Here is a 24,863-nt window from a genome sequence, read left to right as displayed (position 1 = left end):
CCACAGCCACAGCCACAGCCACAGCCACAGCCACAGCCACAGCCACAGCCACAGCCACAGCCACAGCCACAGCCACAGCCACAGCCACAGCCACAGCCATCAATATTAGAACCCCCGCCGGGCCGTTTCGCTTGCTACTCAAAGAACTTGCTCAACAAATCTGGCTAGCCAGCGTCAGCCGCCCGGACGGCATGCAACGCCTCTATCATCCGGCCCCTGCACCTTGGTCAAATCGTTTAGGTGGCAGCAGCCTGCAAGCGCCTGGGCAAACGGCTCAGCCCGTGCAGCAATGGGAATACGACGCTCAAGGCCGAGTCAGCCGTTTGATCTCTTACGCCTTCAATCAGGACTGGACGGCACGCTACAGACCGAACCTGAGTGAGTGGTCCGTAGGCAAGGAACAACATCGTTTCCTTTACCGTAACTATCAAGGCCAAAAACGACTACAGAAACTGGAAAGCCGTTTGTGTGAAACCTGTCAGACCCATGGCACAGAATGGCGATACGACCCACAAGGACGCTGGCTGCAAGCCGGGTCCTGGACGGCGCTGCGCCGTACCAATGGAACCGTGTCACGGCTGGAACATCAACAGGGCGGCTGGGGGCCCTTACGTTTGGATCTGGATGAGAAAGGACGCTTGCAAAGCTGGGCGACAAGCCAGCATGGAGGCGAAGCCCGCTACTGGAACCCGGATGGCAAGCTGACGCGCATTGACTATGCAAAAGCAGGCTCACTTCAGATTCAATACGATCAGCAGGGGCGCTTGAGCCGCCTTGAACATCAGCAAGGCCAGGAAACCGAACGCAGTGAGCTGAACTGGCTCGGGCCTGGCGCGCTGCGCATTCGTCATCCCACGGAAACGCAATGGCTCAAGTTGCGGGCTGGTCTATTACAAGAACGCCGTCTGGAACGCGACCATAGTCCCAGCCAACGCTGGACTGATCGCTTTGAATACGACGAGCTGCGTAGGCTGACACTGCACTCACTGCCAGAAGGCGGACAACTACGCTACCGCTGGGATACTCAGGGACGTTTACAGTCTCTGGAGTGGATCACGCAAACAGGGCAAATCCAGACCGTTATCCATGGACAAGAGGTGGGCTATGCGTGGGGCAATGGGCTGCAACTGATCAGCCATGCGAACAACACCGGGCAAGCGGTAGATTTGATGCTAGTGCAGCCGAATGGCAAGCCTGTCTGGACGCAAACCCGCCGTCTGGATACGCAAGGCAAGGTGCTGGAGGATCGTCATGAGTACCCGCTACTGCAGCAAACCCGTCACTGGCTGTTGCACTACGACGCTGAAAACCGGCTAATCGCTTTCCGTCAAGGCAAGACAGAATCAGAACAATGGCTGGCCTGGAACCAGAGCGGTGCGCTTGCTGCTCGCTACCCGAAGCCAGCCGCTTCTATTCAGCGTTCCCCCTCCGGCACAGCGACAGCCGTCGGCACCTTAAATCTGGACTACGGCCCCAACCGTCGCTTACGCCGCGTGCAAACAGCAAACACCACGCTGGTAGAGTACCGGCACGATGCCTTTGGTCAACGCATCTGGCGCAAGCAAGGCAATCAGGAGCGCGCTTTCTTCTTTCACGGCCAGCAATTAATGGCTGAACTGGATTTACCCGCTGCGCCCGGCCAACTGATCTCCCGGCGCTATCTGTATGCCGGGCTGACGCCCGTAGGCATGATTGTTTATCCGCCGGACGGGCAAGGGCAGTTGTACTACCTGCATAGTGATTTGATGGGCGCTGTCCGACTGATTAGCGATCAGCACGCCAAGCCGGTTTGGGCTGCCGACCTGAACCCGCTGGGACAGGCTGAGCCCTTGCTTGAAACCCTGGAATTCAATCTACGCCTGCCGGGGCAGTACGCGGAATCGGCTACCGGCTGGCACGACAATCTGCTGCGTACTTATCTGCCTGATCACGGGCAGTATCTGGAGGCAGACCCTCTAGGCCCATGGCCACACACCCAGGCCGTAGGCTATGCCCAGCAACAGCCCTTGCGTCATATTGATCCCACCGGCCTGTTGTTGTTCGCCTTTGATGGCACACGACAGGCTCCTATTACTAATAGCAATGTCTGGAAACTGTCGCAGTTGTATCAGGATGGGGCGGTGCATTACGCCGAAGGGCCGGGCGATCCCGTGACCCTGAACTGGGATGCACTGACCGCGTGGCGAGCAGGGCGGATTCTGGAATCGCAATGGAACAGCTTTCTGAACCGCATGCAGGAGCAGGGGCCAGCACCTCGCGCTGTGCCTGTGGATTTGCTGGGTTTTTCAAGAGGAGCGGCACTGGCACGAGACTTTTCCAATCGAATTCTGGATCATGTCCAGCAGGGCTGGTTTGTGCTGAATGATCCACAGCGCGGCGCTATTCGCACCTGTATCACCCCCCGCTTTTTAGGCTTGTTCGATACAGTGGCCCAGTTTGGGCTGGGAGGTTGGAGCACACCCCAGTACCGGCTGGGTGTCTCGCAAGCCTGGAACTGGGTTGCCCACGCCGTGGCAATGCACGAGCACCGCGTGCTCTTTCCCTTAAGCGGCCTGGCCCAGGCCATGAACACGGTGGAAATGCCATTTATTGGCGCCCATAGCCAGATAGGTGGCGGGGTGCTCCCCGATGAGGACGGCGAGATCAGCGATCTGGATAAAGTGGCTCTGGCCTGGATGCACTGGCAAGCCACCGCGGCCGGCCTGACGTTGGCCGAACTGCCCCAAACCGATCTCCAGATCAGACACCCCATCCTGCAGGACATGCGTACACCCGGACTGCGCCTGACCTCCCAGGGAGTGCGCCGTGTTGATTATCACGGTCATGGCCAGGACTTGCTCTACCAGGACTCCCACCCTGCCTTGGGCCGGGAAGTGCGCCACACCCTGGAAAGCATGATCACTCGCTTTAATGACTGGCGCCTGCGCGGTGACAATCAAGTAGGCTGGGTAGACATGGATGCTTACGATACGTGGCTACATAGCCACCTGGGATGGGAACGCTAGGCGGCTTGAAAAGAATTTGGCGTCAAATCACGCTATCATGTGGGGCTATCCGGCGGGCCAGTGTCGCGCCTTCCATCTGGGGCGTGTTCCACACGCCGCAGTTGTCTTTCTACCAATCCAGACCTTTCCTATGCTTGCTGAGCAACAATCTCAATTAATCGCCTGCCTACAGGCTGCCGTCCGTGCCATCTTGCCCCAGGCTGAACCCAACATCACGCTGGAGCGCCCCAAAGTAGCTGCGCACGGTGATGCCGCCTGCAATATTGCCATGCAATTGGCTAAACCCGCCGGTCGTAACCCGCGCGAGCTGGCTCAGCAAATCGTCGATACCCTGTTGGCCGATCCGAACGCCGCCGCTTTGCTGGCAGGCGCGGAGATTGCCGGCCCGGGCTTTATCAACTTCCGTCTGTCCACGGCCACCCATCAGGCCGTCCTGAAGACGATTGCCGAGCAAGGCGATAACTTTGGCCACGTCGCTCCTACCCAGGAAAAACTGATGGTGGAGTTCGTGTCGGCCAACCCGACCGGCCCCTTGCACGTGGGCCACGCCCGCCAGGCCGCGCTGGGCGACTCGCTGTGCCGCGTGTTCAGTTCCCAAGGCTACGACGTTACCCGCGAGTTCTACTACAACGACGCCGGTAACCAGATCGACAACCTGACCACCAGCGTGCATGCCCGTGCCCGTGGCATCGAGCCCGACAGCGAGCAATTCCCCGCTGACGGCTACAAGGGCGACTACATCCTGGATATCGCCCGCGACTACCAGGCCGGTGCAACGGTTCAGGCCGCCGATGGCGCCTCCGTCACCGCCAGTGGTGATCTGGACAATCTGGAAGACATTCGCCGTTTTGCCGTGGCCTACCTGCGCCGCGAACAAGATCTGGACTTGCAGGCATTCGGCTTGAAGTTCGACAACTTCTATCTGGAAAGCTCGCTGTACACCTCCGGCAAGGTAGAAAAGACCGTGCAGGCCCTGATCGACGCCGGTCACACCTACGAGCTGGACGGCGCGCTGTGGCTGCGCACCACCGAACTGGGCACAGGCGACGACAAAGACCGCGTCATGCGCAAATCCGAAGGCGGCTACACCTACTTCGTGCCGGACGTGGCCTACCACGTGGCCAAGTGGGAACGCGGCTTCCACCACGCCATCAATATTCAGGGCTCCGACCACCACGGCACCATTGCCCGTGTACGTGCTGGCCTGCAAGGTTTGGGCCTGGGCATCCCCAAGGAGTTCCCGGCCTACATCCTGCACAAGATGGTCAAGGTCATGCGCAATGGCCAGGAAGTAAAAATTTCCAAGCGCGCAGGCAGCTACGTCACCTTGCGTGACCTGATCGAATGGGTAGGCCAGGACGCCGTGCGCTTTTTCCTGATCCAGCGCCGCGCCGACTCCGAATTCGTATTCGATATCGATCTGGCCTTGTCCAAGAGTGAAGAAAACCCGGTTTACTACATCCAGTACGCTCATGCCCGTATCAACTCTGTGTTGAACCAATCGGCAGAACTGCAGGATCAGGTGCCTCAGGCCGACATCACCCCACTGACCGCCCCCACCGAGATCGCTCTGATGCAACGCCTGTCCGAATACCCCAATGTGCTGGCCCAATCCGCGCGCGAATTGGCCCCTCACCACATTGCATTCTGGCTGCGCGACTGCGCGGCGGACTTCCATTCCTGGTACAACGCCGAGCGCGTGTCCGTGGACGACACGACCTTGCGTCTGGCCCGTCTGCGTCTGGCCCAGGCCTGCGCCCAGGTCATTCGCAATGGTCTGAACCTGCTGGGTGTGTCCGCACCCGAACGTATGTAAACCCATAGGCAGATATGGCAAGAGCACGTAAAAAATCCAGTAGTTCCGGCGGTACCTATACCGGCATTCTGATTGGCCTGATTCTGGGTCTGGGCGCGGCAGTCGCCGTTGCCCTGTTTGTCACCAAAGTACCCATGCCCTTTGTGGACAAGGCCAGCCGGGACAAACCAACCGTGGCCTTGCCCGAAGGGCGAGACTTGCTGGACCCCAACCGGGGGCTATATGGCAACTCCAACGGGCAGACACCACCGCCGGGCGACACCATCCCCGGCTTGACCTTGCCACCAGCCAATCTGCCCAGCATCTCTTCCAAGCCTGCCGCTCCGGATGCCTTGGGTGACCTGATTGCCACCTTGCCTGCCATGGGTACGGAACCGACCCGTCAGCCAGAGGCTCGCACTACCGCTCCTGCAGTAACGCCTCCGGCCACAGCACCTGCCGCTCCCAGCACCCCGACACCGGCCAGCAGCAAACCAGCCACACCAGCCCCTGCCGCGCCCCCGGCGGCCAAACCAGCCACCACCTCCACCCCCTACTACCTGCAAGCAGGCGCATTTCGCAACCATGCGGACGCCGACGCCATGAAGGCCCGCTTGTTGATGTTGGGCTTTAATGCCTCGGTACAAAGTGCTCAGGTCAATGGCAGCACGGTGAACCGGGTGCGCATGGGCCCCTTCAAGGGCATAGACGACATGAACCGGGCACGCAGCCGTCTGGCCGAGGAAAAAATTGATACCTCAGTGGTACGACCCTAAACAAGTTGCACCCTGGGTAGGCCCGAGGTGAACTTTTCCGCCATTGAACAGGTCATAGACCTCATCTTCCCCATTAAGGAAATTGATTCATGAAGCTGAACGCATTGTTTGTACGATCCCTGGTCGGCGCCAGTCTGTTGGCAGGGGCGACTTTGCTGCCCGCCACCAGCGCGCTGGCTCAACAAGCCAACCAAGGCTACGTTACCCTGCCTGCGGCTCAGCCCTCGGACAGCGTCGGTAAAACCGAAGTGCTGGAGTTCTTCTCCTACAGCTGCCCACACTGCGCCATTCTGGAACCCAAGGTCGAAGTCTGGTCCAAAACTCTGCCCGACAATGTCGTGCTGCGCCGTGTGCCCGTTGCCTTCAATGCCGGCATGACTGACCTGCAAAAGCTGTACTACACCCTGGAAGCCATGGACCGACTGGACCTGCATCCCAAGGTGTTTGAAGCCATTCACCAAAAGCGTGAGCGCATTTTTGATGCCAAGACCATTACGGCCTGGGCTGCCAAACAAGGCGTAGACAAGGCCCGCTTCGAGCAAACCTTCAACTCCTTTGGCGTGCAAACCAAGGCCAACAAGGCCAACGAACTGTCCAACACCTACCAGATCCAGGGCACACCCAGCCTGGCCGTGGGTGGCAAGTTCGTGACTTCGCCTGCACTGGCCAATGGTTACGACGAAAGCATCACCAAAGCTCAAGAGCTGGTGAAGATGGTCACCAATGGCTAACTAGCAGTCTGGCTACGCCATACAGCCAAGGGCCCTCAAGACGGGATTCACTCCGGTTTTGAGGGCCCTTGGCGTTGCTATATTTGTGATCTATGAGCTACTGATGGCTCGTAAAAAAACCCACAAGAAAGTAGTGAACCCCACGATCCATAAAACCCTGGCTCATTTAAGCCAGGGTGTGGGTGTAACTTGAACAATTTGATAAGGGCTTAAGCCAGCGCCGCCTTCTCAAAAGCCTGCGTCAGATCAGCACACAAGTCTTTGGTGGACTCCAGGCCGATATGCAGGCGTACCAGGCTGTCCTGGCTTTGCTCCCAATAGCTGTGTCCGCTCAGGAAGCTCGTATCTACCAGTTGCACCAGACTTTCAAAGCCCCCCCAGGAAAAACCAATACCAAACAGTGTCAAGGCGTCCACAAACACACGGGCTTGCGCATTGTTCAGCTTCAGTTGTACCGAGAGCATGCCATTGGAACCCGTGCAGTCACGTTGCCACAAGGCATGGCCAGGATCCTGCGGCCAAGCCGGGTGATAAATACGGACGACCTCTGGGCGGCTATCCAGAAATTGGCACACTGCCAGTGCATTGGAGGCGCTTTCACGCATACGGATGGGCAAGGTGCGCACACCGCGTAATGCCAACCAGGCGTCATCAGCACTGATAGAAAAGCCCAGGGCATAGTGGTTATCGTGCAGGCGCTTGTTGATGGCAGGGTCAGCCGACATGACTGCCCCCAGCATCAGGTCGGAGTGACCCGCTACATACTTGGTCCCCGCCACAATGGATACATCAAAGCCCAATTCCAGCGGGCGATAAATATAGCCCGAGCCCCAGGTGTTGTCGGTGACCAGCAGCAAATTGTGCTGGCGGCCAAACTGCGCCAAGGCAGGCATGTCCAGCATCTGCATCAGCAAGGAACCGGGTGACTCCACGTACACCATGCGGGTGTTGTCTTGCAGATGACGGGCCATTTCTTCTGGGGTCGGCGCGCAGAACGTGGCCTGTATCCCCATACGACGCAACACGGTCTTTTCCAGATAACGCACCGGGCCATAAGCACTGTCGGCAATCAGCACATGGTCGCCGGAGTCCAGCAAGGCCAGCAAACCCAGAGTAATCGCCGCCATACCCGACGGTGCCAGCAAAGCCTGGGTGGCAGACTCCAACTGACAGAACACCTGTTCCAGCGCGGCATGGGTATCCATACCCGACCGCCCGTAAGTGACCGAGCGTTTTTCAGGATCGGCCTTGTCAGCCTGGGCACGGTCCAAGGCATCCAGATTGCGAAAGCGTACCGTGCTGGTGCGCATGATGGGCACAGCCACCGGCGCCGCATCCGTATGCGGATCGAACGGGGCCAGACCCGTGTGTTGCAGGGCGGTGTCCAGGGCGAGATCAGAGCTCATAGTGTCGGCAGGCGCTAGCAAGAAAAGCTCTACGCTACCACAGGCCAGCAGGCCCGGTCGCCTATGCCGACAGTCGCTATATTGCCCCCTCTTATTAAGAGGCACCCCAGTGCTCAAATGCGCTGAAAACGGTAGACCCCGTCCTCGCCCATTTGACAGCTCAGACGATCATCAAAATACAAGGCGTGCAGGTGGGCAATGGCCTCGCCCATGGCAAAGGTCATCTGGTGCGAATCCAGCTTGCGATGAAAAAGCACGGGCAGAATATCCGCAGCGGTACAAGGCTGGGCACAGGCTTCCAGCACTTCTTCCAGACGCTCAGCATGGTGCTCCTGCTGCTGACGGATGCGCTCGTGCATGCCACGGAACGGCTTGCCGTGCGAAGGCAGCACCAAGGTGTCCGGGGCCAGATCCTGATAGGACAGCAGAGAGTTCAGGTACAAAGGCAAAGGATTGGCAAAGGGCTCGGTATCGAACACGCTGATATTGGTGGAGATACGCGGCAAAAGCATGTCACCGGAGATCAGCACCTTCAACTCTTCACAGTACAGGGACATATGCTCGGGAGCATGGCCGTAACCCACGATCAAACGCCAGGGGCGACCAGCAATCATCACACGCTGACCATCCATCAAGCGTACAAAACGCTCGGGCACCGAAGGCACCATGGACGGGTAATAATCCCCACGACTGCGAATCTGCTCGCGGGCTTTCTCGTCTTGCAGACCGTGGCGAACAAAGTGGGCCTCGGCCGCCGCGCCATTCGGACCACCCGCTTGCGCGCCAGTCTGACGTCCGCCTGCACCCGACCACAGTTTGGCAATCGCGTAGTCCGTCATGCTGATCCACAGCGGCGCATTCCAACGCTGGCACAACCAGTCCGCCAAACCGACATGATCCGGGTGCATGTGCGTGACGATCACGCGCAACACGGGCAAACCTTGCAGCTCATTACTGAAAACTTGTTCCCACAGTTCGCGCACTTCGGGGCGGGCCACGCCACAGTCCACAATCGTCCAGCCCTCGCGCCCATCGATTTGGTCGCGCAATAGCCACAGATTGATGTGATCCAGCGCAAAGGGCAAAGGCATGCGCAGCCAACGCACCCCCGGCGCGACTTCCAGGCTGCCGCCCGCTGGAGGCAGGGTATCTGCCCAGGGATAATTCAATTTTTGTTCGTTAGGATTCATGCTCGCTCCAATAGAATGGCTCTTATAGGGCGTAAGGGCTGTCCATACTAAAAGGCCAGGGCCTTTTACAGTTAGCAGGCCCTAGTTCACACCCCGGCTCTATGGCATGATAGTTTACGTTTACGTAAATCACACTAAAAATGACAACGACAACCTGGACAATATCGGATCTGGCGCACGAGTTTGGCATTACACCTCGTACCCTGCGCTTCTATGAAGATCAAGGAATCTTGAGCCCGCTGCGTCAAGGCACTCAGCGCATTTATCAGCCCCGTGATCGCGCCCGCCTGAAGCTGGCCCTGCGCGGCAAAAGGCTGGGACTGCAGCTATCGGAGATTCTGCGACTGATCAATATGTATGAATCCCCGATGGACACCGCCTCCCAGCTTAAGCACTATCAGGAGGTCCTGACCGAGCACCGCCTGCGTCTGGAGCGACAACGACAGGACCTGGATCAGACCTTGCAGGAAATCCAGGCCCAGCTCGATATCTGTCACACCATGAGCGAACAATTGAAGTTGGAGTCCCGATAAGGGAAAACCCATATATATGACGTTTACGTAAACGTAATATAAATACGATTCCACAACCCATTTATTTCCACGGAGTGTCTCATGAGCCTGCCCGGCCTGAATTTCGATCTTGGCTCCGACCTGGACATGCTGCGCGACGCTGTCGCCGACTTCTCCCAGGCCGAAATTGCCCCCTTAGCAGCTCAACTGGATCACGACGACCAGTTCCCCATGCACTTGTGGAAGAAGTTCGGTGAGATGGGTTTACTGGGCATGACCGTCAGCGAAGAATACGGTGGCTCCAACCTGGGCTATCTGGCTCACATGATCGCAATGGAGGAAATCTCCCGTGCCAGCGCCTCGGTGGCTCTGTCCTACGGTGCGCACTCCAACCTCTGTGTGAACCAGATCAACCGTAACGGCACGGAAGCCCAGAAGCAAAAATACTTGCCCAAGCTGATCAGCGGTGAGCACATTGGTGCCCTGGCCATGAGTGAGCCCGGTGCCGGTTCGGACGTGGTCAGCATGAAGCTGCGCGCCGAAAAGAAGGGCGACCGTTACGTGCTGAACGGCTCCAAAATGTGGATTACCAACGGCCCGGACGCTGACACTCTGGTGGTATACGCCAAGACGGACCCGCAAGCCGGCGCACGCGGCATTACCGCCTTCCTGATCGAAAAGGATTTTGCCGGTTTCTCCGTTGCCCAAAAGCTGGACAAGCTGGGCATGCGCGGCAGCCACACGGGCGAGCTGGTGTTCCAGGACTGTGAAGTGCCGGAAGAAAACGTGCTGGGCCAGATCAATGGTGGCGTCAAAGTGCTGATGTCCGGCCTGGACTACGAACGTGCCGTACTGGCCGGTGGTCCACTGGGGATCATGCAAGCCGTGATGGACGTCGTGATTCCTTACATCCACGACCGCAAACAGTTCGGCCAGGCCATTGGCGAATTTCAACTGATTCAAGGCAAGGTGGCCGATATGTACACCACCCTGCAAGCCAGCCGTGCCCTGTGCTATGCCGTGGGCAAGAACCTGGATCGTCTGGGTGCGGGCCACGTGCGTTCCGTGCGTAAGGACTGCGCTGCCGCGATCCTGTACAGCGCGGAAAAAGCCACCTGGATGGCCGGTGAAGGCATCCAGATTCTGGGCGGCAACGGCTACATCAACGAATTCCCCACAGGCCGCCTGTGGCGCGATGCCAAGCTGTACGAGATCGGTGCGGGCACCAGCGAAATCCGCCGCATGCTGATCGGCCGCGAACTGTTCGCCGAAACCGCCTAAAAAGGCACAGGCATGTCCAACCCTGATTTTGGCGAAACCACCGTCATCACCCCGGTTCAGAAACCGGGGATGACCGCTATCCAGGTGGCTCAGGCCATGCTGGATGGTTTCAATCGCCACTATGCGCTGTTTCGCTACAGCGCCCAGCGCGCCAAGTCTTTGTACGAATCGGGCGACTGGCATGGTATTCAGCAGCTCTCGCGCGAACGCATCGAGTACTACGCCACACGGGTACGCGAATGCGCGGCTATGCTTAGCCAGAACCTGCGTCTGCATCAGCCCACACCGTCCGATCCGGCGCATCTGGACGAGGCCCAGCAACAGTTATGGTTGCAGGCCAAGGCTGAATTTGTGCGTTTGCTGTCGGGCCACCGTCAGCCCGAATGTGCGGAGACCTTCTTTAACTCCGTCTCCTGCCGCGTGCTGCACCGGCACTACTTTCGCAACGAATTCATTTTCGTGCGCCCAGCCGTTGCCACGGATTACCTGGACGGCGCACTGCCTTCGTATCGCGTCTATTACCCCACCGAAGAAGGCCTGGAAGCCAGCCTGACCAGTATGCTGGCCGACTTCGGTCTGGCGGCCCCCTTTGCCGATCTGCCGCGCGATGTACGCACCTTGGCCCGCATGGCCGTGCGTCAACTATGCCGTCGTCTGCCGCGCGGCTATGGCTCGCGCATTGGCTCGGACTGCCAGATTCAGGTGCTGAACTCCCTGTTCTTTCGCAACAAGGGTGCCTATGTGGTGGGCCGCCTGATCAATCAGGGTGAAGTACTGCCGTTCTCCCTGGCCATTTTGCATCGCCCCTCGGGACACTTGTATATAGACGCCTTGCTGCACACCACGGACGACCTGTCCACGCTGTTCAGCTTTACCCGCGCCTATTTCCTGGTCGATATGGAAGCGCCATCGGCCTATGTGGACTTCCTGTCCAGCCTGCTGCCACGCAAGCCCAAGGCCGAGCTGTACACCGCCATCGGTCTGCAAAAGCAGGGCAAGACCCTGTTCTACCGCGACTTTCTGCACCACCTGTCGCACTCGCACGATCACTTTGATCTGGCACCCGGTATTGCCGGTATGGTGATGACGGTATTCACCCTGCCGTCCTACCCCTATGTGTTCAAGCTGATCCGCGACCGGATTCAAAAGCAGGGCATGGACCACGCCACGGTGCGCAGCAAATACCAGCTGGTCAAAAAACATGATCGTGTCGGGCGCATGGCCGACACCTGGGACTACGCTCAGGTTGCCTTGCCCAAGGCACGCTTTTCCGAAGCCTTGCTGGAAGAACTTCGCCGCGAAGTACCCAGCCTGCTGGAAGAGTCCGAGGACACCATCTTGCTGCGCCACGTCTACATTGAACGGCGCATGACCCCGCTGAACCTGTATCTGAACAAGGCCAGCGACCCCGCCCTGAATGCCGCCGTGGAGCAGTACGGCAAGGCCATCCGGGAACTGGCCGCCGCCGACATCTTCCCGGGCGACATGCTGTTCAAGAACTTTGGTGTGACCCGTCTGGGCCGCGTCGTCTTCTATGACTACGACGAAATCCAGCACATGCGCGAGATGAACTTCCGCGCCATTCCGCCTGCACCGAACGAAGAAGCCGAAATGGCCAGCGAACCCTGGTATCCCATCGGCCCGAACGATGTATTTCCCGAAGAATTCGGCTACTTTCTATTGACCGACCCGCGCATTCGCAAAGCCTTCATGGCCCACCATGCAGAACTGCTGGAGCCTGAATGGTGGACACAGTGCCGCTTGCGAGTAACACAAGGTCGGATCGAAAATATTTTTCCGTATAACAAAGATCGGCAGCTGCACGAGTTTGCCAAGCGCGCGCCGGTCTCCTCTTTGCAACCAGGAGTCTTTCATGACTAATTCCGTTGTCATCGTCTCGATCGCCCGCACCCCTATGGGCGGCATGATGGGTAGCCTGTCCGATCTGGCCGCTCACGAGCTGGGCGCGGTCGCCATCAAGGCGGCCATGGAGCGTTCGGGTATCCAGGCCGACAAGGTCGACGAAGTGATCATGGGTAACGTGCTGCAAGCCGGTCAGGGCCAGGCCCCTGCGCGCCAGGCCGCCTTGGGCGCCGGTCTGCCCCAGGGCGTGGCTTGCACCACCATTCACAAGGTTTGCGGCTCCGGTCTCAAAGCAGCCATGTTTGCCCACGACCTGCTCAAGGCAGGCAGCGTGGACGTGGTGGTGGCCGGCGGTCAGGAAAGTATGAGCAATGCCCCTTACCTGCTGCTCAAGGGCCGCGAAGGCTACCGCTACGGTCACTCCACCGTGTATGACCACATGGCCATGGACGGGCTGGAAGACGCGTACAGCCGTGGCACCGCCATGGGTGTGTTTGCCGAAGACTGCGCCAGCAAATACGAATTCAGCCGCGAAGAGCAAGACGCTTACGCGCTGGAATCGCTGCGCCGCGCTCGCCAAGCCAGCGATGACGGCAGCTTTGAATGGGAAATTGCGCCAGTCACCATCGCTGGTCGCAAGGGTGATGTCGTCGTTGCCAAGGACGAAGCCCCTGCCAAAGCCATGCCCGAGAAGATCCCCACGCTGCGTCCCGCTTTCAAGAAAGACGGTACGGTTACCGCTGCCAACGCTTCGTCCATTTCGGACGGTGCCGCCGCCATGGTGATCACTACTGAGGACAAGGCCAAGGAACTGGGCGCCACCCCGTTGGCCCGCATTGTGGCCCACACCCAGCACGCGCAGGAACCCGCCTGGTTCACGACCGCGCCCGTCGCTGCTATCCAGAAATTGCTGGATAAAACCGGCTGGAGCGTGGCCGATGTAGACCTGTTCGAGATCAATGAAGCCTTTGCCGTGGTCACCATGGCCGCCATGAAAGAGCTGAACATCCCGCACGACAAGGTCAACATCCACGGTGGCGCGACTGCCCTGGGTCACCCCATCGGTGCATCGGGTGCTCGCCTTCTGGCAACCTTGATCGGCGCCCTGCGCAAGACCGGCGGCAAGCGCGGCATTGCCTCGCTGTGCATTGGCGGTGGCGAAGCTGTCGCCCTGGCCGTCGAGCTGGTTTAAAGCAAGCTCATCAGCCGGGCTGCGGCCCGGCTGATTTCATGGGCTTTTCTCTGTTCTCTTTCCAGGCACGCCATGTCAGTTATTGAATCCCGCATCAATCCGCGTTCCCAAGACTTTCAGGACAACGCCTCGATCATGCAGGCCCTGATCCTTGATCTGCGCCAAAAGCTACAGAAAACCGCTTTGGGTGGCTCCGAATCCTCCCGGCAACGCCATGTGGGTCGCGGCAAGCTGCTGCCCCGCGAACGCGTCGAACGTCTGCTTGATCCCGGTACTCCCTTTCTGGAGCTTTCGCCTTTGGCTGCCCAGGATGTCTATGACAACGAGTCTCCGGGCGCAGGCATCATCACGGGCATTGGCCGCATTGCAGGCATTGAATGCGTGGTGGTCTGCAACGACGCGACAGTCAAGGGCGGTACCTACTATCCGCTGACGGTGAAGAAGCATTTGCGTGCCCAGGAAATTGCCCAACAGAACAATCTGCCTTGCGTATACCTGGTGGACTCGGGCGGGGCCAACCTGCCCAATCAGGAAGACGTATTCCCGGATCGTGACCACTTTGGCCGCATCTTCTACAACCAGGCCAATATGTCGGCCCAGGGCATTGCTCAGATTGCTGTGGTGATGGGTTCGTGTACCGCTGGCGGTGCCTACGTCCCGGCCATGAGCGATGAATCCATTATCGTGCGCGACCAGGGCACCATCTTCCTGGGTGGCCCGCCGCTGGTGAAAGCCGCGACAGGTGAAGAAGTCAGCGCGGAAGACTTGGGCGGTGGCGATGTGCACACCCGTCTGTCCGGCGTGGCTGACCATCTGGCCGAGAACGATCTGCATGCGCTGGAACTGGCACGCCGCTGCGTCAGCCGCCTGAACCGCGAGAAAAAACTGCCCTGGCCGCTGAAAGAAGTCCGCGAACCACGCTACGACCCGCAGGAACTGAACGGCATCATCCCCGCCGACACCCGCAAGCCCTACGATGTGCGCGAAGTGATCGCCCGCATTGTGGATGACTCGGATTTTGACGAATTCAAGGCCCGCTTTGGCACCACGCTGGTAACCGGCTTTGCCCATATCCACGGCATGCCCGTGGGCATCATCGCCAATAACGGCATTCTGTTCTCGGAAGCGGCTCAAAAAGGCGCCCACTTCATCGAACTGTGCTGCCAGCGCAAGACGCCTCTGGTGTTCCTGCAAAACATCACCGGCTTCATGGTGGGTCGCAAGTACGAAAACGAAGGGATTGCCCGTCATGGCGCCAAGCTGGTCACCGCCGTGTCTACCGCGGCCGTGCCCAAGTTCACCGTGATTCTGGGCGGCTCCTTTGGTGCCGGTAACTACGGGATGTGTGGCCGTGCCTTCAGCCCGCGCCTGCTGTTCCTCTGGCCCAATGCCCGCATCTCGGTCATGGGTGGTGAGCAAGCGGCCAGCGTGCTGGCTACCGTGCGCCGTGATGGCCTGGAAGCTCGTGGCCAAAGCTGGAGCGCCGAGGAAGAAGAAGCCTTCAAGGCCCCCATCCGCGAACAATACGAACATGAAGGCCACCCCTACTACGCCACTGCGCGTCTGTGGGATGACGGCATCATCCAGCCTTCGGATACCCGGCGCGTTCTGGCCCTGGGCCTGTCCGCCGCCTTGAACGCCCCTATTGAAGACACCCGCTTTGGCGTGTTCCGCATGTAAGACAAGGAGACACTGTGTTTCAGACCCTGCTGATAGCCAATCGCGGTGAAATTGCCTGCCGGGTGGCCGCCACTGCCCGCAGCCTGGGGCTGCGTACCGTTGCGGTTTACTCCGACGCGGACGCCGACGCCCAGCACGTGCGTGCTTGTGATCAAGCCGTGCGCATTGGTGGCCCCGAGCCACGCGATAGTTACTTGAAGATCGACGCCATTCTGGAAGCGGCCCGTGCCACTGGTGCCAATGCCATCCACCCTGGTTATGGTTTTCTGTCCGAGAACGAACACTTTGCTCGCGCTTGTGAACAAGCCGGCATTATTTTTGTAGGCCCGCCCGCCCAGGCGATTGCCGCCATGGGCAGCAAATCCGCCGCCAAGGCGTTGATGGAAAAAGCCGGTGTACCTTTGGTGCCCGGTTACCACGGCGACAATCAGGACCCCAATTTCCTGCACCAACAAGCAGACCAAATCGGCTACCCCGTGCTCATCAAAGCCAGTGCCGGTGGCGGTGGCAAGGGCATGCGCATTGTGGAAGAGTCCGGCGCTTTTCTGGAAGCCTTGCGCTCTTGCCAGCGCGAAGCCGCCAGCAGCTTTAGCGACGACCGCGTACTGATCGAGCGCTACATCACCAAGCCACGCCATATCGAAATCCAGGTCTTTGGTGACCAGCACGGTGGCTACGTTTACCTGTTCGAGCGCGATTGCTCGGTACAGCGCCGTCACCAGAAAGTGATTGAAGAAGCTCCCGCCCCCGGCATGACGCCCGAGCGTCGCCAGGCCATGGGCGAGGCTGCCATTGCAGCAGCCCGTGCAGTGAACTATGTGGGCGCAGGCACGGTGGAATTCATTGCCGAGCAGGATGGGCGTTTCTACTTCATGGAAATGAATACCCGTCTGCAGGTGGAACACCCGGTCACCGAACTGATTACCGGCCACGATCTGGTGGAATGGCAATTGCGTGTGGCCGATGGCCAGCCTTTGCCTGCCAAACAGGACGAGCTAAGCATCAATGGCCACGCCATCGAGGTTCGTATCTACGCAGAAAATCCTGACAAGGACTTCCTGCCCTCCATCGGTACGCTGCGCAGCTTGCAATACCCCGCCCATGCGTCCTTCACCTCCGGTGAGGTGCGTATCGACAGCGGTGTGCGTGAAGGCAGCGTGATCAGCCCCTTCTACGACCCCATGATCGCCAAGGTCATCACCCATGGTGCCGATCGTGAACAAGCCCGTCGCCGTCTGATCCGTACCCTGGCTGACACTCAGGTGGCCGGTGTTCACACCAACAAGACCTTCCTGCAACGTCTGCTGGGCGATGACGCCTTTGCCCAGGCCGATCTGGATACGGGCCTGATCCCACGTCGTCACGATGCGCTGTTCCCCAGCAATCAGGACGTTCCGGCTTCTGTGCTGGCCTTCGCCGCCTGCACTGTGCTGACTCACCAAGGTACGAGCGGGCAAGCCCTCCACTCCGACCCGTGGGCGGTACATGACGCCTGGCGTCTGAGCGGGGACTACGATCAGAAAGTGGCCTTGCAACTGGGGGAAGAAGCCCACAACGTGCTGCTGCAACGTCGTGACAACCAGTGGCAGATCACACTGGGCGAAACCCAACACGCGCTGCGCTGGCAAGCCGAGGCAAGGGCGGGTCTTGCCAACACCCTGGCCTTGCGTCTGTGGCTGGATCAGGTCGAATACCGTGCCCAGGTGCTGCAAGATGGCGACCATCTGCAAGTGGCCCAGGCTGGTTCGGACTGGACCCTGACCGTGGTCGACACCCTGGCCAGCGCCAGTACCAGCGGCCAGGAAGCGCACGGTGGCCACCTGACCGCCCCCATGCCGGGCAAGATTATTGCCCTGAATGTAGCCGCAGGTGACAGCGTCAAACAGGGCGATGTGCTGCTGGTCATGGAAGCCATGAAAATGGAGCACTCGATTCAGGCGCCTGCTGACGGCACCGTGGCCGAGCTGTTCTTTGCGGTGGGTGATCAAGTGCCCGAAGGCGCTGAACTGGTCACCATGGAGAGCTAAAACTCCTCCCTTCCTGCCCGTGTAAAACGCATTGCCGGGCTGGAAAAATAGGCGTAAAGTCGCACAAACAAGAGCCCCCACCCAGGGGCTCTTGCCGTTAAGAACGACTCATGACCGCCCAACCTCTTACCCCCTACTGTGGTCGCTTTGCGCCTAGCCCCAGTGGTCCCTTGCACGAGGGTTCGCTGGTTGCGGCCATGGCCAGCTACCTGGATGCGCGCGCCCAGAACGGGCGCTGGTTGCTGCGCATTGAAGATATAGACACACCACGCGTGGTTGCCGGGGCAGACCGGATCATCATGCAGCAGTTGCAAGGTCTGGGCATGCACTGGGATGGCGAAGTTATTTGGCAGAGCCAGCGGCTGGCCCGCTATCAGGACGTGTTTGATGACCTGCGCGAGCGGGATCTGGTCTACGGCTGCACCTGCACCCGTCAGGAGATTCTGGCGGCTTCCATGCCGCTTGCTCCGGATTCACATGAGTACCCCTATGCAGGCACCTGTCGCCACGGCATCCCGGCGGATCGCTCCATCCGCGCCTGGCGGCTGCGTGTCCCGGAAGGGGTGGAGCACTTCACCGATCGTTGGGCCGGGCCGCAACAGCAGGATGTAGCCAAAGAAGTAGGGGACTACATTCTTAAACGCGCCGACAAACTCTGGGCTTACCAGTTTGTCGTGGTCATTGATGATGCAGACAGCCAGATCACCGATATTGTGCGTGGGGCAGACTTGCTTAGCTCTACAGCCCGCCAGCGGGTATTGCAAAGAATCCTGGGCCTGCCTGTCCCGCGCACGTTGCACGTGCCGCTGGCCTGCGATGAGCAAGGCCGCAAGCTTTCCAAACAGAATCATGCTCCGGCCTTTGACCTGGACCATCCGATGGAAACGCTGCAACGGGTCTGGGCCTTTCTGGGCTTTGCTCCCGTGGCTGCGAACACCTTGGACGCGTTCTGGAACCAAGCGACCACCGCCTGGGCTCGGCGCTTCCCCTTATCGCTTAGCTAGAACCTAGGCATCCAAGCAGCAAACCGGATGCCTGTTGCCTGTTGCCTGTTGCCTGTTGCCTGTTGCCTGTTGCCTGTTGCCTGTTGCCTGTTGCCTGCCAGTGTGCCCCTCTGTCAGCTCTGCGTGTTAGCTTATGAGGTTTCAAATAAACGACAGTTTCTACCCTGACTATCGATTTATGTTTCAATCATAAGGATGCCCGACGACACAGGGCGTGTATCAGAGCAAATCCAGACAAAAAACAGCCTGAATCAGCAAGACAAGATCCACTCATCCCCTGAACACCCCATTTGCCCCCTACTGCAAATCAGCGTAAAGTTTGGTCACTGGTTACCGAAATCACGCAGTTTTTTTAATCACTTAGGACGGCAACCTTATACCCATGTTTGATATCCTGGTTTATCTTTTCGAGACGTATTACAACCCCCAGTCCTGTCCCAAGGCGGAGGTTCTGGCCCACAAATTGGCCGCTATTGGCTTTGAAGACGAGGACATCAACGACGCACTGGGCTGGTTACATGCACTGGGCGAGACCTCGCAACAGTGTCAGCCTACGGCTCAACTCAGTCCCAACAGTCAGCGTATTTTCTCTGAGCACGAACAGCATGTGCTGGGCGCTGACGCGATGGGTTTCATCACCTTTTTGCAAAATTCCGGCGCTCTTACCGCCCACCTGCGCGAAATCCTGATTGAAAGCGCCATGACGGTGGACGAAAGCCCGGTCTCGTTGGACAAAATAAAAATTGTCGCCCTGATGGTTTTGTGGAGCCACGAAGCCGAAATCGATCACCTGATCTTTGAAGAGCTGCTCAGCGACGACTCCACCCGTCCGTCCCACTAGGCGGATACGCAGAAAGCTATTTTGTTTCAGAAACGGTCCCAATAAAGAAGGCCCTTCAACACAACAAACCAAGGCCCGAATCCGACACCTCGTCAGATTTCGGGCCTTTTTGATGGGCCTTGCTATCGTCCGGGCCTGGTTGGCCACCTGTAAAGAAACAAGCCCCAGATACACAAAAGCCGGATTGTCTTTATGAAAGGCAATCCGGCTACCGGCTATTGAGCACAGAGGATCAGGTCAGGCTTACTGGATTTCCTTTCTATCCTGGTCCAGCATCGCACGTAGCAGGCTTTGCCCGCCCTCGACCACCGCAAACTCGCCATAACGGGCGGCATCGAAGCGATCTGCCGAGCCTTCCGCGAAAAACCAGGCATCGGTTCCAGGCGTCCAGTTACGGCGGTGACGACGCATGCGCAAGCGCATCACATCGGAAGGCTCAGCCACAGGGCCTTCTTCGCTCCACAGACGCTCCTGGCCGTCCTGCTCCAGATAAACACCCTTGAGCTGCGCCACCTTGTTCTCATCCAATTGCACCGCCACCACCACCCACTGCTGAGCATCCATCTTGGCCAGCACGTCCTTGGGCAAGCCCCAGGACAAGGCAGACAGGTTCTGCGACAAGGCAAAGTTCAAGGACATATAGTCGCCCTGCATCAAGGAGCGTGGGTCCACAGGGGCCAGCTCCAGCAGTACGGTTTTACCATCGCTCAGGATATGTTCCTTTTGCACAATGGCCACATTGGCGACACCCAGCACCAACACGGTCCCCAACAACAAGCTGGCAAGAATGCCTTTAGGAGCCGCCTGCACCGGCGCATCGGCCCTTCCTGTACGGCGACCCAACTGGCCCAGATACGCAAACACCAAGCAGCCTACGCCTGTTGCCAGCAAGAGTTCAGCCTTGTCCAGCAGACTGAGGTTCAGAATGTAATACAGGCGCCACAGGCAAAACAAACCCATAACGACGGCGACAGCCAGCAAGCTCAGGTAACGCCAGGCATAAGCGGCCAGAATCCAGCTCAGGGCCAACGCCACAGGCGGATAGGGCGTCCATACCGCGCACAAAGCAGCCAGACCGAGCAAAGCCAGGCCGTAGACCACAGGCTGCTCACGCCAAGTACGCCAGTAAAACACCAAAATGGCCACCGGAGCCATCGCCAGCAAGAAGCCGGCAGAGCTCAGATAGGGGAGCGTTTCATCCCAGAAAGGGATAGAGAAAAACAACGCGCCTGCAAACACGATATGGATTTGTGCGCCCAGCAACAAGGACCAGAACAAAGGCTGCCAAAAGGTGAACCTTTTCCCATCACGCAAATAAAGATGCCCCAGCAACAGTGCCGTAAAGAACATGAAGACCGCAGGCATTTCCAGCACCCAGTAAGGCATCATGGTCCAGCGATCAAACAGACGCTCAATTACCAGGAACTCAATCGCGGTCAAAGCCCAGAGGGTCAGCAACATACGCAGCACAAACTGGCCCTTGGCCTGCCTGTACAGCACAATGCTGATCACCACAGCCAGCAGGGCGCTGACTTCATGAGGCCACGGGTAGCGCATGTCCACAATGGGCACGCTAAGCAGCAGGATTGCACACGCCACCCAGCCAGCCACCAAGTCCCGACTGGGCACGGTATGCGCCTTGGCCAAGAGAACCGGGGACATCAAGGCCATAATCCCACCCAGAACACCCAAGACTTCCAGGCTTAAATTCAACGAAAAGCTCAAATACAGCAGGATGATCAGCGGCAACAGCAAGAACAGAAACAGCTTGATCAGACGCAGATACCAAGGATGGTGTTCATCACTGCCTTGAATATCCAGTGCGTCTGCCTGGGCCGTTTCTTGAGCGTGGATCGCCGCATCCGCCGGTACGCTGGCCTGAGCACTGACCAGAACCTCACCGCCATGCTTGCGCCGCCAATTGACAAGCTGCTGCTGCAAGAAACGCAGCAGCCCCAACCCCAGGCCGACGATCACAACCACGATCAAGAGCAAAGAGCCGCCCATATGCTCGATCAGCAGCGCACTCAAGGAACCATACGCTCCTAAGGAGGCCAGCGCCATAATCAGCAAGTCGGGACGACGATAGTGATAAACACCGTACAACGCCAGGCACAAGAGCAGACCCAGCAGGAAGTTGCCTTCCATAAGCTGCAAGCCGATGCAAAAACCCACCGCAATCGCCGCCGCCCGCGGCAGAATACGCCACGGATCATGGCGTGCGCGCCAAATGGTCTCGGCCGCCAGCAACAGCAGCACATTCACGGCCAGGGTCAGTAAGGTCGGCGAGGTATAGGTGCTCTCAAACCAGCCCAGGCGAGACACATCTATCCATAAGTAAAAAGCGGCATTGATCAGTACCAACCAGAGCACGGACAAAAAGACACTGCGCACGGTGAATACCCAAGGTATGATCAGCACAGTCCACAATGCGAAAAGCTGCCAGGGGTCTGCACCAGTCTGATAAGTCTGACCAATCAGCGCCAGCAAACCGCCCGTGGCCACGGCGGCCAGGCCGGTCAAGGCAGCAGGCACTCCCAGATCATGCCCCCAGCCACCGGAACGTCGGCGAAACAGCAAGGCCAGCCCTGCAGAAACCAGCACGGCGCCTTGAGCCAGGGCAAATTTGGCAACATGCCCCCAGTTTTCCCAATTGGCCGCAATCCAGGTCACCAGACCACTGGCGAGCAGCAAAACGGCCAAACCCCAGGCCAGTTTTGTCAGAAACACTCGCCAGTCCGTTGGCCATACGTTAGTCTTGTCAGGTCTCATAACTTGCATAGAGGGATAAGCACCTCGTATCATTTCGCGCATTGCAGCGCAGTTGCTGTCACTGGAATCATATGGATAAAACACTAATCATTGCCGAGAAACCTTCAGTCGCCGTAGATATCTCGCGGGCATTGGGCGGTTTCACTCGAGAAGGTGATTATTTTGAAAGCGATCGCTATGTGCTGGCCTCCAGCATCGGCCATCTGCTGGGCCTGGTGGCCCCTAATGATCCGGTCCGCGGCAAGTGGAGCTTCACACATCTCCCTGTTATTCCTCCTCAGTTTGAGCTCAACCCGACGGACAAGAAATCGACTGAACGCTTAAAACTGCTGGTCAAGCTCATCAAGCGCAAAGATGTCACCGCGGTTATCAATGCCTGTGACGCAGGGCGCGAGGGTGAGCTGATTTTTCGCTACATTATGCAATACGCCGGAGCGAAAAAGCCGGTGCAGCGGCTTTGGTTACGTTCGATGACGCAATCGGCGATCCGTGAAGCCTTTGCAAATCTGCGTAATGATGAGGACATGAAACCGCTGGAAGCAGCGGCCCGTTCGCGCGCGGAAGCAGACTGGCTGGTGGGCATTAATGGCACGCGTGCCATGACGGCCTTCAACAGCAAGGATGGCGGCTTTTTCAAGACTCCCGTAGGCCGTGTGCAAACCCCCACGCTGGCTATTGTGAACGAGCGCGAGAACCGCATTCGCCAATTCGTGTCACGTGATTACTGGGAAGTACACGCAGACTTTATTGCCGCTGCCGGCCTGTACACTGGCCGCTGGTTTGACCCCAAATTCGTCAAGGACGAACACGACCCCGAGAAGAAAGACTCGCGTCTGTGGTCCCTGACCGCCGCTCAAACCATTGTGGCTGCCTGCCGCGAACAGCCCGGTGTGGTCACCGAGGAGTCCAAGCCCAGCACGCAAATGTCGCCCGCCTTGTTTGATTTGACCTCGCTGCAACGCGAAGCCAACTCGCGCTTCGGCTTCTCCGCCAAGACCACCTTGTCTTTGGCGCAGACGCTGTACGAACGCCACAAGGCACTGACTTACCCACGTACGGATTCGCGCTATCTGCCCGAAGACTATATAAGCACGGTGCAAGAAACCATGCGTGCGCTGGCTGACAGCGGCACGCCTGCCAGTGCGTCGGTGCAGCCATTTGCACAGGAAGTGGTCGAACAAAAATGGGTCAAACCCAACCGTCGGATCTTCGACAACAAAAAGGTTTCGGATCACTTTGCCATTATCCCCACCTTGCAGGTGCCCCGGGAACTGAGCGATGCCGAACACAAGATTTACGAACTGATCAGTCGTCGCTTCTTGGCCGTGTTCTTCCCGGCCGCGGAGTTCCGCGTCACCACACGTATCACGCAGGTATCCGGTCACCACTTCAAGACGGAAGGCAAGGTGCTGGTCAAACCGGGCTGGCTGGCTATTTATGGCCGCGATGCTCAAGGTGAAGATGCCTCTCTGGTGCCGGTTGCCGATGGCGAGAAGGTCCGCACTGAAGATGTGAACACCAAGGCCCTGGCCACCAAGCCGCCTGCACGCTTTACGGAAGCGACCTTGCTGTCGGCCATGGAAAGCGCGGGCAAGCTGGTCGACGATGAAGCCTTGCGCGAAGCCATGTCCGAGCGCGGTCTGGGTACACCAGCCACTCGTGCAGCCATTATTGAAGGTCTGTTGAACGAAGCCTATCTGCGTCGTGAGGGCCGCGAACTGGTTCCTAGCGCCAAGGCACGTCAACTGATGACACTGCTGTCAGGTCTGGGGGTTAGCGAACTGACTTCGCCCGAACTGACTGGCGAGTGGGAGCACCAGCTCAAGCAGATCGAGCAACGTCAACTGGACCGCGACGTGTTCATGCGTGAAATCGCGCAAATGACGCAAGTAATCGTCAAGCGCGCAAAAGAGTACGAACGCGACACGGTTCCGGGTGATTACGCGACCTTGCAGACTCCATGCCCGAAATGTGGTGGCGTGGTCAAAGAAAATTACCGTCGTTATGCCTGCACGGCTTGCGACTTTTCCATCGGCAAGCACCCAGGTGGTCGCACCTTTGAACTGCCCGAAGTGGAAGAGCTGCTGGCCAAGAAAGAACTGGGCCCGTTGCCCGGTTTCATCAGCAAGATGGGTCGTCCCTTTGCGGCACTGCTGCGCATTACCGACGAGTACAAGCTGGAGTTCGACTTCGGCCAGAACGACGACGATGACGATGAAGCCCTGGATTTCAGCGGCCAAACCCCAGTCGGCCCCTGCCCCAAGTGCCAGTCCTCCGTCTTTGAGCACGGCTTGCGTTACTTGTGCGAAAAGTCCGTTGGCCCCTCCAAGAGCTGCGACTTCCGTAGCGGCAAGGTGATCTTGCAACAGGAAATTACCCGCGAGCAGATGGCCAAGCTGTTGGGCGAAGGCAAGACAGATCTACTGGATGGTTTCGTGTCCTCGCGTACCAACCGCAAGTTCAAGGCCTTCCTGGTGCGTCAGGCCGACGGCAAGATCGGCTTTGAGTTCGAGCCTCGTCCAGAGAAGCCAGGGCGCAAAACAGCCGCCAAGAAAACGGCGACTAAAGCAGCAGCAAAGAAAACAGCAGTGAAGAAAACGGCTGCCAAGAAGACGGCTGCCAAGAAAACAGCTGCCAAAAAGACGGCCAGCAAGGCGGAGTAAAAAGCTCGGCTTGGTTGGAAGAAATGGCCTCCCTTTTTTGGGAGGCCGTTTTTTTTATGAGCAATCGTTTAGAGATTGCAGGCTAAGGAAGGAAGCCTCTGTGAAGACGCCATTCAGGGACAGGG

Annotated in this window: 16 protein-coding genes; 13 read left to right on the top strand and 3 right to left on the bottom strand. The window is 58.4% G+C overall.

The genetic code is table 11. The features are described from left to right. The first annotated feature begins 191 nt into the window (after positions 1-191). From ACDI13_RS10940 to ACDI13_RS10925, 4 genes are all read left to right on the top strand, one after another. The gene (locus tag ACDI13_RS10940; RefSeq protein WP_372372452.1) at positions 192-3,005 is read left to right on the top strand and encodes a phospholipase effector Tle1 domain-containing protein; all 2,814 of its coding nucleotides are present in this window, start codon (positions 192-194) and stop codon (positions 3,003-3,005) included. Between the two features lie 130 nt (positions 3,006-3,135). After that, positions 3,136-4,821 carry an arginine--tRNA ligase gene (argS, locus tag ACDI13_RS10935; protein ID WP_316989618.1) on the top strand — a complete coding sequence of 562 codons (1,686 nt, stop codon included), beginning with the start codon at positions 3,136-3,138 and terminating at the stop codon, positions 4,819-4,821. 14 nt (positions 4,822-4,835) lie between these two features. Further along, entirely contained in the window at positions 4,836-5,576 is a 741-nt protein-coding gene (locus ACDI13_RS10930; protein ID WP_316989617.1) for an SPOR domain-containing protein, read from the top strand. A gap of 89 nt (positions 5,577-5,665) precedes the next feature. Then, positions 5,666-6,307: a thiol:disulfide interchange protein DsbA/DsbL gene (locus tag ACDI13_RS10925; protein ID WP_316989616.1), complete on the top strand. Its 642-nt coding sequence runs from the start codon at positions 5,666-5,668 to the stop codon at positions 6,305-6,307. Between the two features lie 209 nt (positions 6,308-6,516). Here ACDI13_RS10925 and metC read toward each other — a convergent pair whose 3' ends face one another. Both metC and ACDI13_RS10915 read right to left on the bottom strand, forming a co-directional pair. Beyond that, positions 6,517-7,713: a cystathionine beta-lyase gene (gene metC / locus ACDI13_RS10920; RefSeq protein WP_316989615.1), complete on the bottom strand. Its 1,197-nt coding sequence runs from the start codon at positions 7,711-7,713 to the stop codon at positions 6,517-6,519. A 113-nt stretch (positions 7,714-7,826) separates the two neighbouring features. Further along, a complete protein-coding gene (locus tag ACDI13_RS10915; RefSeq protein WP_316989614.1) occupies positions 7,827-8,903 on the bottom strand; it encodes an MBL fold metallo-hydrolase in 1,077 nt (358 codons plus the stop codon). 140 nt (positions 8,904-9,043) lie between these two features. On the opposite strand from ACDI13_RS10915, the gene ACDI13_RS10910 reads away from it, so the two are divergent. The 8 genes from ACDI13_RS10910 (at position 9,044) to ACDI13_RS10875 (ending at position 19,303) form a co-directional block, all read left to right on the top strand. Beyond that, the gene (locus tag ACDI13_RS10910; RefSeq protein ID WP_316989613.1) at positions 9,044-9,436 is read left to right on the top strand and encodes a MerR family DNA-binding transcriptional regulator; all 393 of its coding nucleotides are present in this window, start codon (positions 9,044-9,046) and stop codon (positions 9,434-9,436) included. Positions 9,437-9,517: 81 nt separating this feature from the next. Continuing rightward, positions 9,518-10,696 (top strand): isovaleryl-CoA dehydrogenase, encoded by a 1,179-nt coding sequence (locus ACDI13_RS10905; protein ID WP_316989612.1) that lies wholly within the window; start codon positions 9,518-9,520, stop codon positions 10,694-10,696. 69 nt (positions 10,697-10,765) lie between these two features. Beyond that, positions 10,766-12,577 carry a bifunctional isocitrate dehydrogenase kinase/phosphatase gene (aceK, locus tag ACDI13_RS10900; RefSeq protein ID WP_316989621.1) on the top strand — a complete coding sequence of 604 codons (1,812 nt, stop codon included), beginning with the start codon at positions 10,766-10,768 and terminating at the stop codon, positions 12,575-12,577. Next, positions 12,570-13,751 carry an acetyl-CoA C-acyltransferase gene (locus tag ACDI13_RS10895; RefSeq protein WP_316989611.1) on the top strand — a complete coding sequence of 394 codons (1,182 nt, stop codon included), beginning with the start codon at positions 12,570-12,572 and terminating at the stop codon, positions 13,749-13,751. The genes aceK and ACDI13_RS10895 overlap by 8 nt, the downstream gene beginning before the upstream one ends. A 72-nt stretch (positions 13,752-13,823) precedes the next feature. Further along, positions 13,824-15,431, top strand: coding sequence for a carboxyl transferase domain-containing protein (locus ACDI13_RS10890; protein ID WP_316989610.1), 1,608 nt, complete (start codon positions 13,824-13,826; stop codon positions 15,429-15,431). Positions 15,432-15,445: 14 nt separating this feature from the next. Then, a complete protein-coding gene (locus ACDI13_RS10885) occupies positions 15,446-17,458 on the top strand; it encodes an acetyl/propionyl/methylcrotonyl-CoA carboxylase subunit alpha (protein ID WP_316989609.1) in 2,013 nt (670 codons plus the stop codon). A 110-nt stretch (positions 17,459-17,568) separates the two neighbouring features. After that, on the top strand, positions 17,569-18,462 hold the full coding sequence (gene gluQRS, locus ACDI13_RS10880; RefSeq protein ID WP_316989608.1) for a tRNA glutamyl-Q(34) synthetase GluQRS: 894 nt from the start codon (positions 17,569-17,571) through the stop codon (positions 18,460-18,462). Positions 18,463-18,844: 382 nt separating this feature from the next. After that, entirely contained in the window at positions 18,845-19,303 is a 459-nt protein-coding gene (locus ACDI13_RS10875) for a DUF494 family protein (RefSeq protein WP_372372451.1), read from the top strand. A gap of 243 nt (positions 19,304-19,546) precedes the next feature. On the opposite strand, the gene ACDI13_RS10870 is transcribed toward ACDI13_RS10875, so the two are convergent. Next, positions 19,547-22,033, bottom strand: a complete 2,487-nt coding sequence (locus ACDI13_RS10870) for a GDYXXLXY domain-containing protein (protein ID WP_316990600.1) — start codon at positions 22,031-22,033, stop codon at positions 19,547-19,549. A gap of 113 nt (positions 22,034-22,146) precedes the next feature. Between ACDI13_RS10870 and ACDI13_RS10865 the strand changes: the two genes are divergently transcribed. Next, positions 22,147-24,738, top strand: coding sequence for a DNA topoisomerase III (locus ACDI13_RS10865; protein ID WP_316989606.1), 2,592 nt, complete (start codon positions 22,147-22,149; stop codon positions 24,736-24,738). The last annotated feature ends 125 nt before the right edge of the window (positions 24,739-24,863 follow it).

It is taken from the genome of Alcaligenes faecalis (assembly GCF_041521385.1).
Classification (GTDB): domain Bacteria; phylum Pseudomonadota; class Gammaproteobacteria; order Burkholderiales; family Burkholderiaceae_B; genus Alcaligenes; species Alcaligenes faecalis_E.
This window is presented reverse-complemented; position numbering and strand designations above follow the sequence as displayed.

Bases quoted from the DNA above. Each gene is read 5' to 3' on its own strand.
- ACDI13_RS10910 (WP_316989613.1), top strand. From the start codon at position 9,044: ATGACAACGACAACCTGGACAATATCGGATCTGGCGCACGAGTTTGGC.
- ACDI13_RS10905 (WP_316989612.1), top strand. From the start codon at position 9,518: ATGAGCCTGCCCGGCCTGAATTTCGATCTTGGCTCCGACCTGGACATG.
- ACDI13_RS10875 (WP_372372451.1), top strand. From the start codon at position 18,845: ATGTTTGATATCCTGGTTTATCTTTTCGAGACGTATTACAACCCCCAG.
- ACDI13_RS10890 (WP_316989610.1), top strand. From the start codon at position 13,824: ATGTCAGTTATTGAATCCCGCATCAATCCGCGTTCCCAAGACTTTCAG.
- gluQRS (WP_316989608.1), top strand. From the start codon at position 17,569: ATGACCGCCCAACCTCTTACCCCCTACTGTGGTCGCTTTGCGCCTAGC.
- argS (WP_316989618.1), top strand. From the start codon at position 3,136: ATGCTTGCTGAGCAACAATCTCAATTAATCGCCTGCCTACAGGCTGCC.
- ACDI13_RS10895 (WP_316989611.1), top strand. From the start codon at position 12,570: ATGACTAATTCCGTTGTCATCGTCTCGATCGCCCGCACCCCTATGGGC.
- aceK (WP_316989621.1), top strand. From the start codon at position 10,766: ATGACCGCTATCCAGGTGGCTCAGGCCATGCTGGATGGTTTCAATCGC.
- ACDI13_RS10925 (WP_316989616.1), top strand. From the start codon at position 5,666: ATGAAGCTGAACGCATTGTTTGTACGATCCCTGGTCGGCGCCAGTCTG.
- ACDI13_RS10865 (WP_316989606.1), top strand. From the start codon at position 22,147: ATGGATAAAACACTAATCATTGCCGAGAAACCTTCAGTCGCCGTAGAT.
- metC (WP_316989615.1), bottom strand. From the start codon at position 7,713: ATGAGCTCTGATCTCGCCCTGGACACCGCCCTGCAACACACGGGTCTG.
- ACDI13_RS10940 (WP_372372452.1), top strand. From the start codon at position 192: ATGCAACGCCTCTATCATCCGGCCCCTGCACCTTGGTCAAATCGTTTA.
- ACDI13_RS10915 (WP_316989614.1), bottom strand. From the start codon at position 8,903: ATGAATCCTAACGAACAAAAATTGAATTATCCCTGGGCAGATACCCTG.
- ACDI13_RS10930 (WP_316989617.1), top strand. From the start codon at position 4,836: ATGGCAAGAGCACGTAAAAAATCCAGTAGTTCCGGCGGTACCTATACC.